At 42.9% G+C, this 15,457-nt stretch carries 11 protein-coding genes and 1 rRNA gene; all 12 read right to left on the bottom strand.

All coding sequences use genetic code 11. The features are described from left to right. Window positions 1-5: 5 nt before the first annotated feature. On the bottom strand, window positions 6-1,094 hold the full coding sequence (locus tag DYY65_RS00060; protein ID WP_236561556.1) for a hypothetical protein: 1,089 nt from the start codon (window positions 1,092-1,094) through the stop codon (window positions 6-8). Between the two features lie 173 nt (window positions 1,095-1,267). Further along, the gene (locus DYY65_RS00055) at window positions 1,268-1,873 is read right to left on the bottom strand and encodes a 30S ribosomal protein S7 (RefSeq protein ID WP_162475967.1); all 606 of its coding nucleotides are present in this window, start codon (window positions 1,871-1,873) and stop codon (window positions 1,268-1,270) included. A 2-nt stretch (window positions 1,874-1,875) separates the two neighbouring features. Further along, window positions 1,876-2,313: a 30S ribosomal protein S12 gene (locus tag DYY65_RS00050; protein ID WP_162475966.1), complete on the bottom strand. Its 438-nt coding sequence runs from the start codon at window positions 2,311-2,313 to the stop codon at window positions 1,876-1,878. Beyond that, entirely contained in the window at window positions 2,314-2,790 is a 477-nt protein-coding gene (locus DYY65_RS00045) for a NusA-like transcription termination signal-binding factor (protein WP_162475965.1), read from the bottom strand. A 267-nt stretch (window positions 2,791-3,057) separates the two neighbouring features. Next, window positions 3,058-3,327, bottom strand: a complete 270-nt coding sequence (locus DYY65_RS00040; RefSeq protein WP_162475964.1) for a ribosomal L7Ae/L30e/S12e/Gadd45 family protein — start codon at window positions 3,325-3,327, stop codon at window positions 3,058-3,060. Then, complete coding sequence (locus tag DYY65_RS00035; RefSeq protein ID WP_162475963.1) at window positions 3,314-7,120, bottom strand: DNA-directed RNA polymerase subunit A'; 3,807 nt, start codon at window positions 7,118-7,120, stop codon at window positions 3,314-3,316. The genes DYY65_RS00040 and DYY65_RS00035 overlap by 14 nt, the downstream gene beginning before the upstream one ends. A 12-nt stretch (window positions 7,121-7,132) precedes the next feature. Further along, a complete protein-coding gene (locus DYY65_RS00030) occupies window positions 7,133-10,462 on the bottom strand; it encodes a DNA-directed RNA polymerase subunit B (protein WP_162475962.1) in 3,330 nt (1,109 codons plus the stop codon). Window positions 10,463-10,472: 10 nt separating this feature from the next. Next, window positions 10,473-10,724 carry a DNA-directed RNA polymerase subunit H gene (locus DYY65_RS00025; protein ID WP_162475961.1) on the bottom strand — a complete coding sequence of 84 codons (252 nt, stop codon included), beginning with the start codon at window positions 10,722-10,724 and terminating at the stop codon, window positions 10,473-10,475. Window positions 10,725-11,626: 902 nt separating this feature from the next. Beyond that, complete coding sequence (locus DYY65_RS00020; RefSeq protein WP_162475960.1) at window positions 11,627-12,724, bottom strand: hypothetical protein; 1,098 nt, start codon at window positions 12,722-12,724, stop codon at window positions 11,627-11,629. A gap of 86 nt (window positions 12,725-12,810) precedes the next feature. Next, window positions 12,811-13,374: a TATA-box-binding protein gene (locus DYY65_RS00015; RefSeq protein ID WP_162475959.1), complete on the bottom strand. Its 564-nt coding sequence runs from the start codon at window positions 13,372-13,374 to the stop codon at window positions 12,811-12,813. A gap of 384 nt (window positions 13,375-13,758) precedes the next feature. Then, complete coding sequence (locus tag DYY65_RS00010; RefSeq protein ID WP_236561555.1) at window positions 13,759-14,073, bottom strand: NfeD family protein; 315 nt, start codon at window positions 14,071-14,073, stop codon at window positions 13,759-13,761. A gap of 380 nt (window positions 14,074-14,453) precedes the next feature. Continuing rightward, a 23S ribosomal RNA gene (locus DYY65_RS00005) occupies window positions 14,454-15,457 on the bottom strand; the annotation flags it as partial.

Here is a 15,457-nt window from a genome sequence, read left to right as displayed (position 1 = left end):
CATAATCAAACTTTAACAGTACCATTGAGATTTTTCTGCAGCAGCGCAAAGAGATCCCTGCGGTTCAACTCATTGAACCAATATTGATTGTAATGACTGACAGTTAACAACAAGAACTCTAGGAACTGTTTATGTTCAAAATCTTCAGGGAGTACATCAATAGCTAGTTTGGCCTCTTCAAGGTAGGCCTTACCCTTCTTTATTGTAAGCTCAAATCCTCTTTTTACGTCTCCGCTCAGTATTGAAAAGAATAGTGGCCAAGACGGGATTTTAATGCGGCCATTCCGAATGGCATCCTGGATTTCGTTTCCGCAACCAACTGATTCTCCTGCCTTTGCCATGCCTAAATGAAAAATATCAGCCAAAGGCTTGCGATTGAGTGCCATGTTCCTGCCGGCAGTTCCCATAATCGCGCGGTATTTTTTGTAGCATCCAATCATGTTTTCATCGCTAATTGATTCAGGCCTAGTCTTCAGCTTAGTGTCAATAAACTGGCCGATCCTTGCATCTTTGAAGCCTTCTTCGAAGGCCTTCAATACCGAGTCCCCTCCCTGTGAAATTTTTTGTCTTGCAATTTCCAGTATATAAGGATTCATGAGTTTGTAATCATCCAAGTAATCGTTGTCTTCATCCTTATCGACTATCCTATCCATTGGCTCACTCAAATCAATTGCAATTATGTGTCCGTCTATCAGCGTATTTCTGGTTTCCGGTGAGATAGTTTCCTTCTGATACTTTGCTGCTCCGTCAAATAATGCACGCAAAACGGGGAATGTCATGATCACAAAGTTAGAATTCAATATCCTGTCAACACGATCGGCCAGAACCTCGGGTTTTGATATCCTTGTCTTAATTTCATCGATCTTATTTTCCTCTAAGCCCAGTTCTGGGCTGCCCATTTCTTCCGTAAACTTTCTAAGGGTGGCTGTAGGGTTAGGGTCAGAAATTATTTGTGTATGTAATGAAAGCAGGTATCGCTTCGTGAATTCTCTGAACTCCTGCTCACTGTTTTGATCATATTTGTGAAACTGTTGGTAACCCTTTTCTCGAAGTAGAACATGCCTTAAAATGTCTTTTCCTGATTTTGTGCTCATTAAGGCACTCTTTTTAAAAATAAAGCCATCCTTACTACTCATGTATGGGTTTCAGTATATTAGGTCGTTATTTAACTTTAGTAGGATACTTCGTCATGTGCTCAATGGGCGAATGCAAGGTTAAAATGCAGTTACAAAATTATGCATTACCTTACAATAATAGGCTAATTAACTTATCTAGACGCCATTGCAACACGTTCCTGCTCATTTTTCTTCTTTATCGCGTGACTTGACATATCGTTGACAGAAGCTGAAACAATCTCTTTTGCTAACACCTCATCGATTGTTTGAGAATTCGAGTAGCTGGACTCGCGTACTCCTTCAGCAATGAACCTTAGAGCTAGATCAACTCGCCGTAGAGGTGCAACATCCACAGAAACATGATATACGACACCCCCATAAACGATACGGGTAGTGTCTTCATTTGGTGAAGCGTTTTCTATCGCACTCACTAGCAATTCCAATGGATTCTTCCCTGTCTGTACATAGATCATGTCAAAGGCGGTTCGAATCACTGTTAACATTTTGGCCTTCTTTCCCCCCATTCTTCCAGTATTTTTTGCATACCTTTTTCCAAAGTGCATCATCTTGTTGGCTAGTCTTTCCACGATGTTCACTTCGGCCTTTCTAAATCTCTGGCGTTCGTGCCTTCCTGATGTGAGAGGAATTACAGCTGGTTTCAAAGAGATCACCTTTTGTAGGCCTAAGTCTTTTATCTGAATTTTATTTGTGTCCCATTTGTTGAATAGTAAAATATTGACATGCTCTTTGCCACTCATTTTTATCGCCTTGGTTTCTCCTTTTTACCACGCACCAATTCGTTTAGAGATACTGCATTTACCTTAAACACCTGCCAACGTACTCCCGGTATGTCTCCCATTGCTCCACCCATTGATCCCCCGATACCCTCTAAGAGCACTTCGTCATGCTCGTCGACAAAATTCAAAGCCCCATCTCTAGGCAAAAAGGCTGTAATCGATTTTCCATTCTTAATTAACTGCACCCTAACACATTTTCTAACAGCTGAGTTTGGCTGCTTTGATTCTATTCCAACTTTCTCAAGTACTATACCGCGGGCCTGAGGCGCACCCTCTAATGGGTTTGCCTTTTTGTCGAGCATCAACATACGCCGTTTGTAGTATTTGTTTGCCCACCTAGCGCGATTTCTCTTTGTTCGCAAAACTCGGCCAGCAAACAGACCTAATGGGGACTTTGCCATTTAGCTCACCTGATTTGTCCTCTCTGCACTTTGTTCTGGACTTACTATTAAAACGTTTGAGATTTGGAAATATCGCTTTGCTAATAATCGAGCCTTTTCTGCGTTCCTGCCTTCCCTGCCAACGACTACGCCTTTCCTTTTTGGATCAACCGATACAATAGCCTGCCTTGACCCGTCAGAGCGCTCATTAATCTTTATGTCGTTAACCATATCCGAATTTAGTATGTTACGTATGAATTCTGAAGGATCATCGGAATACTCAACAAGCTCAACTTTTTTGGTGACGACGTTTTGTAGCTGTTTGATAGTTGTTCCACCTTTGCCTATAGCTAACCCCATGTGACCTCTGTTTACTATAAATATAACACGCTCCATTTTTTCGTCTACAATGCAATCCCTAGCACTTGCACTTGTAACACTTTGAAATAATGATATCAAACGCAGCTCATCAGTAGTAAGCTTTATCTTTTCAGTCATATCTCGAGCCTCTGATAAATACAATTTGAAACCTTCAAATGACAACTCATGCTGATTGTTAGAGTCCAATTTAAGTCTTGACGCTTGTTGAGATACATTAAGCGACTATTACCGTTTTCCATTCCGAAATCGAAACAAAGTTCGATTGAAAAAACCCATTCTGAAAGTGGTATGACGTGTATACACAAATCATGGGCCATTTCTTGTAGGCCTTTTGGATTCCAATGTTTGCAGGCAACGGGTAGGACGACTGAGATCGAAGTGAATTCATATCTGATCAGATTTTATGGAAACAACCGAGGTTCTAAATGGTTTGCCACAATATTTGCCTAATTGCATAGAATTACCTTCGAATTGGTAAATCTTTATACCCATCGAGACCGCATGCTCCTCAAGATATTGTAGAGCCTTATTATCGATGGACTTCGAAATTACGATAAGATTCGATCCCTTTATCGATTTCATTACTTCCTTTGTGCCGCATTTGACTGAATTGTTATTTGCCGCATCTCTTAGGGCCTTCTCAATCACTTTCATTTTTGTCTTTCACCTGCATATACAGATCAACCATACCGGTTCCTATTGGAACAGTAGCACCCACTATAACGTTTTCTGTTACACCTCTCAGCGTCTCTACTTGGCCTTCAAGTGACGCCTTGGCTATTGTCGGAACCGTAATTTCGAATGCTGCCCTTGCCAGTACCGATGTTTTAGTGCCCGCGATGCCGTGTCTGCCAATCTGCTGAAGATATCCCTTTGAAGTCATGAGGTCAGCCACCAGCATTATATGACGTATATCGACTTCCAAACCTTGTTCTTCCAGCGTATTAGTAATTTCCTTTACTAAAGCCGTTCTAGCGGCTTCTATCCCGAGAGTCTGCCAAATTTCATAGACATTATTTGTTGTTATTCTAGATGTGTCAATACCATCAACTGCCACAACCTTTGCCAAGTTAGATCCTGCAGTTTGAATAACCCATTCCTCCTCTTGCTTCACAATTGTGACCCGTTCGATATCCGGCACACCTTTGACTCTAGCATTAAGCATTTTGTTCTTTAGTGCTAACAAAGTCTGAGCATCTGGCTCGCCGGGTATGGCCACCTTTATAAGAAACTTTGTCTCATTAATTGAGACTTCGTATTTTTTCTTCGAGCCTTTCAAAACTTGATAAGCATCTTGCAACTCGCAACCTCTCTCCACAAGCTTGAGCTCAGATAAATGAAAGGTAAGGATCCCAGCATAGTCGACATCTGTCTTTTCAATTAAATCATTCACCCGAGTAAATATTATTTCTCGAGCTACCTCTAGCGCTTTCTCCCGGCTCACTCGATGTTTAGCATCTAAGTATATGTCCATCGTCGGCGTCACTGGTTTTTTCCTAGCGTCAACCAGCTCAATTAGCCTTGGAAGTCCTAACGTCACATTTCTCTCTTTTACCCCAGCAAAATGAAATGTTCTCAGTGTCATTTGTGTACCAGGTTCCCCGATAGATTGAGCGGTCACAACTCCTGCTGCCTCTCCTGGCTCAGCCATAGCTCTATCAATAAGATCAAGTGCTTTTCGCATTACCCTTTTCAGCCCATCTTTACTAATTTTATTCTCAGAAAGAAACGTATACAAGTCTGACTTAATTTTAGGATTCAGCTCGTTCGAATAAATGGAAATGGCCTCCTGAAGCTCTTTATCGGTAGCGATTTTACCATCATCTTCCAGATGCTCACTGACTATCAACCTAGAAATGTTCACTGCCTCTCCATGGTCGCTTTTCGCAGGATCAATGCCATCTTCGCCATACAAGTACTGTATAATATTTCCATGAGGATCGCGAACAGTCCGATCGTATTCGATTTTGAGATGCTCAAGAGCATTTATCAGGCGTCGCTGCATATAGCCTGACTGTTGGGTTCTGACCGCAGTATCGACCAAGCCTTCTCGGCCGCCCATGGCATGAAAAAAGAACTCTAGCGGGTTTAGCCCATCTCTATAATTTGATTTGACGAAACCCTTTGCATCCGGGTTTGTATCATTAGTTTTAAAATGGGGTAGAGCCCTATAACGATAGCCTTTATAGATTCGTCTTCCTCTAATAGACTGTTGTCCTAACGCCGCAGTCATTTGGCCGATATTCAGTGTCGACCCCCTTGCACCGGTCGACGCCATAATGACACCTGAATTATTATCCGGAAACGCTCTGTCTGCCGTTTTTCCTGCTCTATCTCTTGCTCTGGACAATTCATTGACCACATATAGCTCCAATGCTTCTTCAGCTGCCAAGCCTCGTGTTAGCGGGAGTGAACCGTCCTTATACTGTTGTATGAGCTCGTAAACTTTTTCATATGCTTTATGAATAACATTTGAAATTTCCTGCTTTTTTTCTGGCTCTAGCCATAAATCAGAGTACCCATAAGAAAAGCCCCTGTAAGTGATGAACGTTTTCAGCATCACTAAAATTGAATCCAAAAATTTCCTTGCAACGTCATTTCCGTAATCTTTGACTATTCTGTGTAAAACGCTGTCAGGTTCCTCAGCTCCGATTGAAGCTTTATCAATGACCCCACTGAGTAATTCTCCGTTCCTTATTACTACATCCTTGCCTTCTCCTTTAGTCGCCTTGTTCCATTTAGATGTGATTACAAAGTTAAAATCTCGTGGGAGAAAAAGAGTGAATAATTGCTTCCCGGAGAATAGTCCTTGACCATCTTTGTTGACTCCAGGTTCTGGAAGAGGTCCCTTGTACCCACCAACAAGAGCCAAATTCGCAAATTCTTCCCTTGTCAGTGTTGTGTTATCACTCGTTAGAATGAAAGCTCCAGTAATAAAATCTCTTATTCCGCCAATAATGGGACCGCCATACCTAGGGGAGATGAGCTGGTCTTGGACCCTCATCAGCAATGCCGCCTCAGCCCTCGCTTCCTCGCTTTGCGGGATATGAAGATTCATTTCGTCCCCGTCAAAGTCGGCGTTGTATGGTGGGCAAACAGCCGGATGGAGCCTAAAAGTGCGATATGGGAGTACCCTTACGTAGTGTGCCATTATTGACATACGATGCAACGAGGGTTGCCTGTTGAAAATGACTATATCACCTTCCGCAAGATGCCTTTCAACCATATAACCTGAGGAAAGTGATTCTGCAATCACCTTTCTATCATTAACGTAATCCAATCTAATTTTGACCCCGTCAGGTCTTATGATATAATTTGCTCCTGGATAGATATTTGGGCCATTGATGACAAGTTTTTTTAACTCTTCTTCATTCCATTGAGAGACCGTTTGAGCAATCGTAAGCTTTTTAGCCACATCGACTGGGACCCCCACTTGAGAGATCTCCAAATTCGGATCAGGAGAAATTACAGTTCTGCTAGAGAAATCAACCCTTTTCCCGGAGAGTGAGCCTCTAAATCGCCCTTCTTTGCCCTTTAACCTTTGGGTAAGAGTCTTAAGTGGTCTGCCTGACCTGTGATGTGCTTGTGGAATGCCTGAAACTTCATTATCAAAATATGTGGTAACGTGGTACTGTAATAGGTCCACCAGATCCTGAACGATGAGTGGTGGTGTGCCAGCTTCCTTACTTTCCTTAAGTCTCTGATTCACTCGAATGATATCAACAAGTTTATGTGTCAGATCATCTTCTGACCTAATTCCAGTCTCTAGGATTATAGAAGGTCTCACAGTGACAGGAGGAACGGGTAAGACTTGCAGTACAAACCATTCCGGCCTTGCTGTCGAGGGGTCATAACCCAAGAGTGCCAGATCCTCATTAGAGATATGCACTAAACGTTCCCTTATCGTAATAGGTAGTAATCGGTTTTCACCAGCTTCGGTTTTCTCAACAAAGATTGTTGGCTTGGTAAAAACTAGGTCATTCTGTTCTTTTTGGCAGTGAGGACAGATGTGAACTTTTTTGGCCTTCTCAATTATATCAGCTTTTACATTTTCCAAAGTGATGACCGCATAAGCAGCTTTGCCATCTCTCAAATTCTGATATTTGGCTAGTTCTTCTGAATTTAGTTTTAGTCTATTACACGAACGACAAGTTATCACGAGCAGTTTGTGAATGTCATCGACAAAAGCAATATGGAGAACTGGCTCTGCAAGTTCTATATGCCCGAAATGGCCAGGACATTTGGCCGAAGTGTTACCACAAGTTGCGCACTTCTGTCCAGGCTCTAACGTCCCTAGCCTATTATCCATCAATCCGCCTTGGACTGGCATGCCATCCTCATCGTATGTCTCTGGAGCTGTTATCTCAGCAACACTGAATTTTCGAATTTCCACCGGCGACCAGACACTGAATTTGATTCCACCAAGAACCTTAAGCGGTTGTTCCATATATCGTCCCTCCTACACCTTCTCCCTAGCTAGCAGCCGAGGAGCGATGTTAAGACTCATCATTTCTTGTAATAAAAGTTTAAAGGCATACGCGATAACCACCGAAGAGATCTTAGCTTTATCTCCGTCTACTCTGCAGATATACCGTCTTTGTTTAACATCATAGTAAGCTAACAGGCCGCATCTTTCACAAATATTAACCTCAGCTTTGTCTGACTCCTCCAACAATCTGTCCTTAAGCATCATCGATGCTCCGTAAGCAATTAGACAATCCCGTTCCATTTCTCCGAACCTCAGCCCTCCTCCTCGAGCTCTACCTTCAGTGGGTTGTTTAGTTAGCATTTGGACTTGGCCTCTTGCTCTACTGTGTATTTTGTCTGCGACCATATGATGCAATTTTTGGTAGTACACTACACCAATGTATACTTCAGCAGGAAACTTTTTGCCTGTCCTACCCTCATACATGACTTCTTTGCCGCTATATTTGAAGCCGTGCTCCTCCAAAATTGGTCTCAAGTCATCTAATTTTTCTCCCAGGAAAGCTGATCCATCAACAGTGCGACATCTCAATGATGCGGCTTTTCCTCCCAAAGATTCCATGAATTGCCCAACAGTCATACGGGATGGGAATGCATGGGGATTAATCATGATGTCAGGCACAACTCCATCTTCAGTATAAGGAAGATCTTCTTGATTGACGAGCATACCAATTACACCCTTCTGACCATGCCTCGAAGCGAACTTGTCACCAATTTCCGGGATTCGCATGTCACGCACTCTAATTTTGTACATTTTCCCTCCTTCAATGGACTGAGTCATGATAACTGTATCCACTACCCCATTTTCTGATGGCCTTACTCCTACAGATGTGTCCCTACGATACGGACCCTTCACCTCAAATTCCTTGTATTCCTCCATAAATCGTGGCGGAGAGGTTCTTCCAATTAAAATGTCACCGCCGGTGACGACAGCTTCATGCATTATCGCGCCGTCTTGCTCCAGTAACCTGTACGCTCTCTCTCCTCTAAATCCCCGTACATTTGCATCTGAGGAGGGAAGCTCGAATGTATCTTTCATGCCTCCAGGATACTGTTTAGACTCTGCTTCGTACACTCTATAGAAGAAAGTGCGGCCAAGGCCACGTTCAACTGAGGATTTGTTGAACACGATTGCATCCTCGATATTGTAACCTTCGAAAGGTAAAACAGCGACGACGCAGTTCTGACCGGTAGGCCTATCATCTAGACCTAGGAGGCTTATTGCCTTGGTGCTCACCATCGGAGTCTGAGCATAAAGCATAAAATGCTGTCTTACGTAAGTGCTAGCATTCATTAATGGAGTAGAGAAACCTAGACTTTGTTTGGCCATGGCACTTTCATATGTGTTTCTCGGAGATTGATTATGCTCCGGATATGGAATAATTGACGCTCCTACACCTAAGATCGCTGATGAAAATATCTCTAAGTGAGTATGTGAATTTTCTAACTGTGCAGCTTCAATAGCAACATAGCAATTTTCTTCTTCGTTTGCATCAACTAACTCAATCATTCCCATATAAAGGAGGTCAGTCCAAGACAAGAATTTTTTATTTATCTTCTCAATTATCTCATTAGTCACAAGTACCTTGCCATCTTTGACTACCGCCAATGGTCTGAGTACTCTGCCAGCGTTACAACTTACGTATAGTCGTCTAGTCGCATTTTCGTTGGCTGAAGAATAAAAGTAAATACCCACGTGGGGATGAATTTTTCCGGTCCTCCTCATATCTTTCAGGATATTAGACAAACGCTGTCCATCTTCTGCATATCCGATCAACCGCCCATCTACAAATATTCTAGCACCAATGCTCCTTAGCCCCTCGTTAGCTTCATCGACATGTTCCACGCCTAATTCAAATAGTTTTTCTACAATTTCGGCTGATGACACGCTAACTGAAATCACAGCGGAAAGTGCCAGGTTCTTTACAAGGCCACAATTAGAACCCTCGGGTGTTTCAGCCGGGCATATTCTACCAAAATGTGTGGCGTGTAAATCACGCGCCTCAAAGTTGGGTTGACTTCTACTTAACGGAGATTGTATCCTACGTAGATGGCTGATTGTTGACATGTAATTGGTTCTATCAAGCAGCTGTGTGACACCGACTCTACCCCTGCCCCAGTTTCCTGTCGCAATAGCATTGTTAAGCTTATCGGAGATTATGCCTGGTCTTACGGCGGCTGCGACCGCATTGATGCCTCTTTTTTGGCCTGAACGCTCGAGCTGATACTTCATGTCTCGGATAAGATTCCTGAAAGCAGTCCTGAACAGATCTGCAAGCATCTGACCTGCAAATTTGATTACTTTGTTTCCATAATGATCTTTGTCATCAGCGTCTACCCAACCTAACTTCAATTCTACCAACTTACTAGCTGCTTCTCCCAAGAATAATGCCTTTTCATGCCGATTGTCAGGGTTTTTACCTAAATGTGGTAACAAACCCCAATCAAGTAGGGTTTCTGCTCGCTTTATTTGAAACTCCTCAAGCATTCCAGGCGCAATTCTTTTACTTATGTAGACAATAGCATCCCTGCTTGACACTATTTCTCCAGCTTTTTCAAAAGATGGTTCAAGCTCATCCTGGATGGTTCGGTTTAATGTAACAGCGTTTGCTATGTCCCTATCTGACTCCAGTCCAAGGGCTCGAACGAGTGTAATTAAAGGAATGTCAACAGGAGAACCAGGAATCTTACCAACCACAGACCCGTCAGGCCGCATTATCAGTTCTAGCTTGGCCCTATAGCCTACAATTGAAGAATAGACCTTGGCCTTGTAAAGTAGGGCTCCCGACGTTTCCTCTGTGTCTACAATGATCTTGTTATACGAAAGATCTTCCAAGCCCACGATCACACGTTCCGATCCATTTATCACGAAATAGCCGCCAGGATCGCGGGGGTCTTCGCCTACCTCCACAAGCTTAGGTTCAGACAAAGTGTGCAGGATGCATGCATTTGATTTGACCATTACTGGCATATCGCCGATATGAATAAATCTAGACTCCAAGATTTTACCATCTTCTACGATGCTGCATTCAAGCATAATGGGTGAGGCATAAGTTAGATTGCGTAGTCTAGCTTCCATGGGTGCAACGTGTGTGATAGATCCATCAAGTTCCATAATGCGGGGTTGCTGTAGTTTGATCTTTCCAAGCTTGATTTTGTATGGGTACTCCGCTGTTTCTATTTCAATTTCTCCGACCTCATCAATGATGCTCTGAAGTCCCCGTTCCATGAACTCATTGTATGAATTCAGATGTTGTCTAGCAATTCCGTCTCTTCGCAGTAGATCATTAATTATGGGCCACATTATAATAAACTCAAGATTCTACGACATAGCGGTAATATACACTTTCACCTGCGGTTGCACTTTTTCTGGTTATTTTAATTACATCGCCGGGCCGAACGTCCAAATTCTCTATTCCTTTATCATCCATCATAATATAAGGTAACTGTGCCGGTTTTGTATTGTATTTTTTTAAAATTTCTTGTGCCTGATCCTTAGCTAGAATCTCATGCTTTGGCTGATACGTATGGTTGGTAATCTCTACCGTTTTTTTATCGCTCGACATTTCTTAGATTATACCCCTAAGTCAATTAGATGACGGACGGCTATTTGAATTTGAGTCATCACGAAATCTTCACTTGTTCCTCAAATGGATATATAAGGATATTGAAAAAATGAATATTTCTTATGCATGTATCTATAAAATTCGGAGGTAGAGTAGCTCAATAAAAGACTCATTATCTTCTGCTGCTGAAGGTGACCAGTCGCCTAAATAACTTAATAGTACCAATTTTTTTCAATAATTCATATCTCATGTGTCCATTTTTCGGCTTCGTCACTTCAATCAATTACGAAACCGCATCTGAAATCCATCGATTGCTATGTGGAGCCCATAGGTATGTGATTATTCCAGATAAGAATGACAAGATTTCTCCTTTTGGCCAAACGCCGATTTATTCTCTATGCTTTAGAGGTATAATGGCATAGATGTTTGCTTATACCATCGGTGTAAACAACCTCAACTTGGCACATTTTCTCCTTTCTCGTCGGACAATTCTGCTCCCCTAATGAACGACAATAACTTTTGTGCTGGGTAGAATCTAATTCCGTAACCCAACTTTTGAATAAATAATCTATCGGTGTTTGAGAGGAACAATATAGCTCGTGAATCAATTTATTCGCAGTCGTTTAAGCTAAAGCTATGGCCGTATCGTTAGCGTTTAGTTGTTTAGGCTAAAACTAAACAGCTAGATCGGAGGCAATCATTCTCACTGCCAACGCCAAAGCCAGCACGGATTATTGGATAAAAATGTATTTTGTTCCACTTATTGGCTGAATTATTATTATTTAAGTTTAGGTCAACAAGGTATCATTCTATTAAGTGAGATGACGGTAGTGGTACTTCGTCAATGAAGCAAGAGTTGTCAGAGGTGCTCTCTCGCAATCTGAACGCGATTAAGTCGAACCTTATCTTACATCGCGATCCGTCTTTAGCAGGTGAGCATAACCTATTCGTGAGACCAGTATCTTGCTTTTCTTTCCATATCTACTCAACAATCTGCTTAAAAGTTCTCTCGTTCCTCTGTAACTCTCAAGGCCTAATTTTGACAGATACCATTGTGGCAGAGTGGATAGAATACCTAGTTGGTATCTCTCTCGTAGATTCTGGAGGTACAGGAGATGTTCTAAACCTTCAGTATAGAACCCGTGTCTGGCTATGTCATCAACTCTTAGCTTTCCCTCCAGAAACATTTTAAGAGCTCCTTTACCCAGACCTCTTCGATTTTCAGCCAATAAAACAGCTGAACCTTCCTCCTGAATCACATGAGCAGAATTCCAAAGCAGGTTCAATGATGTAGATAAATCGATGTCCGATTCATCAGTGCCACTCAGGATTAAAGATTTTGTTTGCTCTACTGCAATCTCAGTTGAGGATAAGTTTTCTATGGCCTTTCTAAAGGCATCGGCCACCTTGCCTGCGAAAACTCCTAATATGATTGAGCCGGATTCGACAACCTCTAAAGAATAAGCAGTAATACTAGAGGAACTAGTTAGCGCCTCTTCAAGAGGAGGACACCTAGCTCCTGGCGTTGGAATATCGCAATTCCTTGACTCATAAGCTTTCAGCATTTGAGAGTACATGTATCTTCGCAAAAGCAAAGTTGGTGTACCGCTAAACCCAAACAATGGATCGTAAGATACTCTCGAAATAAATACGACATCGCTATATTGTTTATTAAGATATAGCGGAGAATCCGCAGTTCCTATGTTAAACCCTTTCTCTGAATCGTGTGTGGCAGCCCTTTCTAGAGTTTTAATCTCAGGTGGTTGATAACCCTTAGCTTCACTCATCTGGCTAAGCATAGAGGCAACTCTATTAACAGCCGGAGACTCAGACAGAGTTAAGACTAACGTTTTGCTGGATAAGGGTATGGAGTGTAGTTCCCTGATAATCTCATCCTCTGAAATGTTCTGGACCTCGGGCGAGATTTCTGCTTGTAGGTTCTCTAATTTTATATTAAGTGCGACCTGTGTATTACCATATTTGAGCCAAATCTCTGGCATGCCTTTTTCGATATCTTCCGAGTTAAGGCTCTGGCATATCTAAATCTCACAGGCAGAAATTCTGATGAACACAACTAACGGTTCCATCAGCTTTCATATATCATAAGGTTCTTTTCTTCCAATAACATATGGAGGTTGTGGACGGCCCTGTATACCTCGCTCTCTTTTTTTGCTCCTGTACAAACCAATTTACCACTTGCAAAAAGGAGGATCACTGTTTTTGGGTCCAGCATCCTGTGTATTAAACCTGGGAATTGTTCAGGTTCATACATGCTCCTAGGAAGAACTCTCGCAGCAAGCTCTAAATGAATTTTGCCGCCCAAACTAGCAGAAGCAACTATGTTCTGAATTTCAATCTGTGGTTCATGTTCAACCGGAATTCCTCCCTTTTTTAATTTTTGAACTACATTTCTCACGGCCTTAATGGCCTGCTCTTCCGATTTTGCACCAGTACATACCATCTTCCCTGAGCTAAATATGAGTGTGGCTGTTTTCGGCGATTTCAACCTGAAAACAAGCCCTGGGAATTGATCAGGATGATATTCTACATCTGGAAATATTTGTGTAATTAAGTTTAAGTTTACCGTTTGGTTTACTGTCGCCGACGCAACCACATTTTCTATGCTGACAATGGGTTTTGTTTGAGGCATACTACATGGGCTTTATAAACCGGCTGTATATATACCTGCGTTTGTACCTGAAAAGCACGGAGCTACAAGGCTTACCTAGAATATTAGAATTCAACGAGAAACGAATCTCGATAGTATGTTTTACAAATTGGGACTAAATACAACTGACCTAACTATTAGTGATGTAGTGATGTGAACATTTGCATTTTGTGATAAACTAGTGCGTTCGGTTCAGGCAGACTACTAAACGTTGGAATTTTGGTTAGCATGATTTCATCCACAGCTGGCAGAACCCATATTTTGGCGTGATAGTATCTACCTTTCTTGTACCGCACAGCACATATGCAGATGCTCTCGCAGCTTGATGTAGCCGCAATCGATCAAAAAGTGTATGCTAATTGCCTCTTATGAGCCCACTCTTTTCATTTTTGATCCGCACTTTGGACAAGAGGCTTGATTGTGCTTTGTTCCACAATTCATACAATAATAGCTCAGCGAATTATAACCAAACATTGATGCACCAGACATGCCCATCCTCTTTAGAGTTCTCTTCCTTACATAGAAGCTAAGCAAAATAAAAACTGCGATAATTATGGGCAAGGAATAAGGAAAGGGTATTAAAAATGAAATAGCGAGACTTATGCCTAAAGAAATTCCAATCCATAGTAGCTGTTGCGAAAGAAACTGTTTATTGTCTCCGCTCAATGCTAGACAATTCATATACATCCTCCTCTTTAAAATATCTTCGTCTCTGTCCTTTTGCTAGGATATGAGTCTATTTGGTAAGTATGGTTTAAATTACATGATCATCAATGTTTAATCGCATCGACCAAACCGATGGGGAACAATTCTGGGTGAGTTGCAATTCGTGACTCATCCAGAATATCTTTTCATTCTAAGTTGTCCTTCAGTAGCTCTGTGCTACAGATCCTAACTGTACTTAGAACCGTTACGAAATGCCCTTTAGCAAAAATACTCTCATTGATAACATTTAATTTTAGAAAAATAAGGATCTGCCACGTATAGATCTACCTACAATCTGACCCACAACAATTCTACGTGTTCAAATGCGCATTTACCTCCACGACTACACCTAGTTTATAGCAGGTGCGTTGGGTTATTGGAAACGGCGGGCTGAACACCTCGCCGAAGCTTGATGCGTACACCCCCGTCCCATCAACGCCATCTTCTATGGCCACCCTTCTCCTTTCGGAAGGCTGTCTTTTCTCGGGAAAGGCTTCCTCCTTAGATGCTTTCAGGAGTTATCCTAGACAGCTTAGCTGCTCAGCGTGCCCTGTCGGACAGCTGATAAACCAGAGGCTGCGCTGCCCTGTTCCTCTCGTACTAGGGGCAACTTCCCCTCAAACAACCGCGCCCCTGTCAGGCAGAGACCGACCTGTCTCACGACGGTCTAAACCCAGCTCACGTTCCCCTTTAATGGGCGAGCAGCCCCACCCTTGGCTCCTGCTGCAGAACCAGGATGGGAAGAGCCGACATCGAGGTACCAAACCGCGGGGTCGATAGGAGCTCTCGCCCGCGACGAGCCTGTTATCCCTAGGGTAACTTTTCTGTCACCATCAGCCCCCAATAGTGAGGTCATGATGGATCGCTAAGCCCGGCTTTCGCCTCTGAATTCCGTATCATTGGGAATCCAGTCAGACTGGCTTATGGCTTTGCCCTCACCGGCGGATTTCTGTCCCGCCTGAGCCAATCTTTGGGCCCCCTCGATACTTTTTCAAGGGGGTGCCGCCCCAGCCGAACTGCCCACCTGCCGTTGTCCCCGTCGAGCGGGTTAGCGAAACGGTAACGAATGGCTGGTGTTACAACGGTGTCTCCATTAATCCCGGAGGATTAACTTCGCAGACTCCCAGCTACTCTCTGCATCCGTAACCATAACGCAACAACAGGCTGCAGTAAAGCTCCACAGGGTCTTCTCTCCCCGACAGAGGTTTGTGGACTGTTCGTCCACATTATGTGGCTTCACCGGGCTGCAGGCGGGGACAGAGGGGCCCTCGTTGTTCCATTCATGCACGTCGGAACTTACCCGACAAGGCATTTGGCTACCTTAAGAGAGTCAGAGTTACTCCCGGCGTTTAGCGGCCCT

This window comes from Nitrososphaera sp. AFS, assembly GCF_009898475.1.
Taxonomy (GTDB): domain Archaea; phylum Thermoproteota; class Nitrososphaeria; order Nitrososphaerales; family Nitrososphaeraceae; genus Nitrosopolaris.
This window is presented reverse-complemented; position numbering and strand designations above follow the sequence as displayed.

Coding starts and splice junctions, on each gene's coding strand:
- DYY65_RS00060 (WP_236561556.1), bottom strand. CDS start 1,094: ATGAGCACAAAATCAGGAAAAGACATTTTAAGGCATGTTCTACTTCGA.
- DYY65_RS00055 (WP_162475967.1), bottom strand. CDS start 1,873: ATGAGTGGCAAAGAGCATGTCAATATTTTACTATTCAACAAATGGGAC.
- DYY65_RS00050 (WP_162475966.1), bottom strand. CDS start 2,313: ATGGCAAAGTCCCCATTAGGTCTGTTTGCTGGCCGAGTTTTGCGAACA.
- DYY65_RS00045 (WP_162475965.1), bottom strand. CDS start 2,790: ATGACTGAAAAGATAAAGCTTACTACTGATGAGCTGCGTTTGATATCA.
- DYY65_RS00040 (WP_162475964.1), bottom strand. CDS start 3,327: ATGAAAGTGATTGAGAAGGCCCTAAGAGATGCGGCAAATAACAATTCA.
- DYY65_RS00035 (WP_162475963.1), bottom strand. CDS start 7,120: ATGGAACAACCGCTTAAGGTTCTTGGTGGAATCAAATTCAGTGTCTGG.
- DYY65_RS00030 (WP_162475962.1), bottom strand. CDS start 10,462: ATGTGGCCCATAATTAATGATCTACTGCGAAGAGACGGAATTGCTAGA.
- DYY65_RS00025 (WP_162475961.1), bottom strand. CDS start 10,724: ATGTCGAGCGATAAAAAAACGGTAGAGATTACCAACCATACGTATCAG.
- DYY65_RS00020 (WP_162475960.1), bottom strand. CDS start 12,724: ATGCCAGAGATTTGGCTCAAATATGGTAATACACAGGTCGCACTTAAT.
- DYY65_RS00015 (WP_162475959.1), bottom strand. CDS start 13,374: ATGCCTCAAACAAAACCCATTGTCAGCATAGAAAATGTGGTTGCGTCG.
- DYY65_RS00010 (WP_236561555.1), bottom strand. CDS start 14,073: ATGAATTGTCTAGCATTGAGCGGAGACAATAAACAGTTTCTTTCGCAA.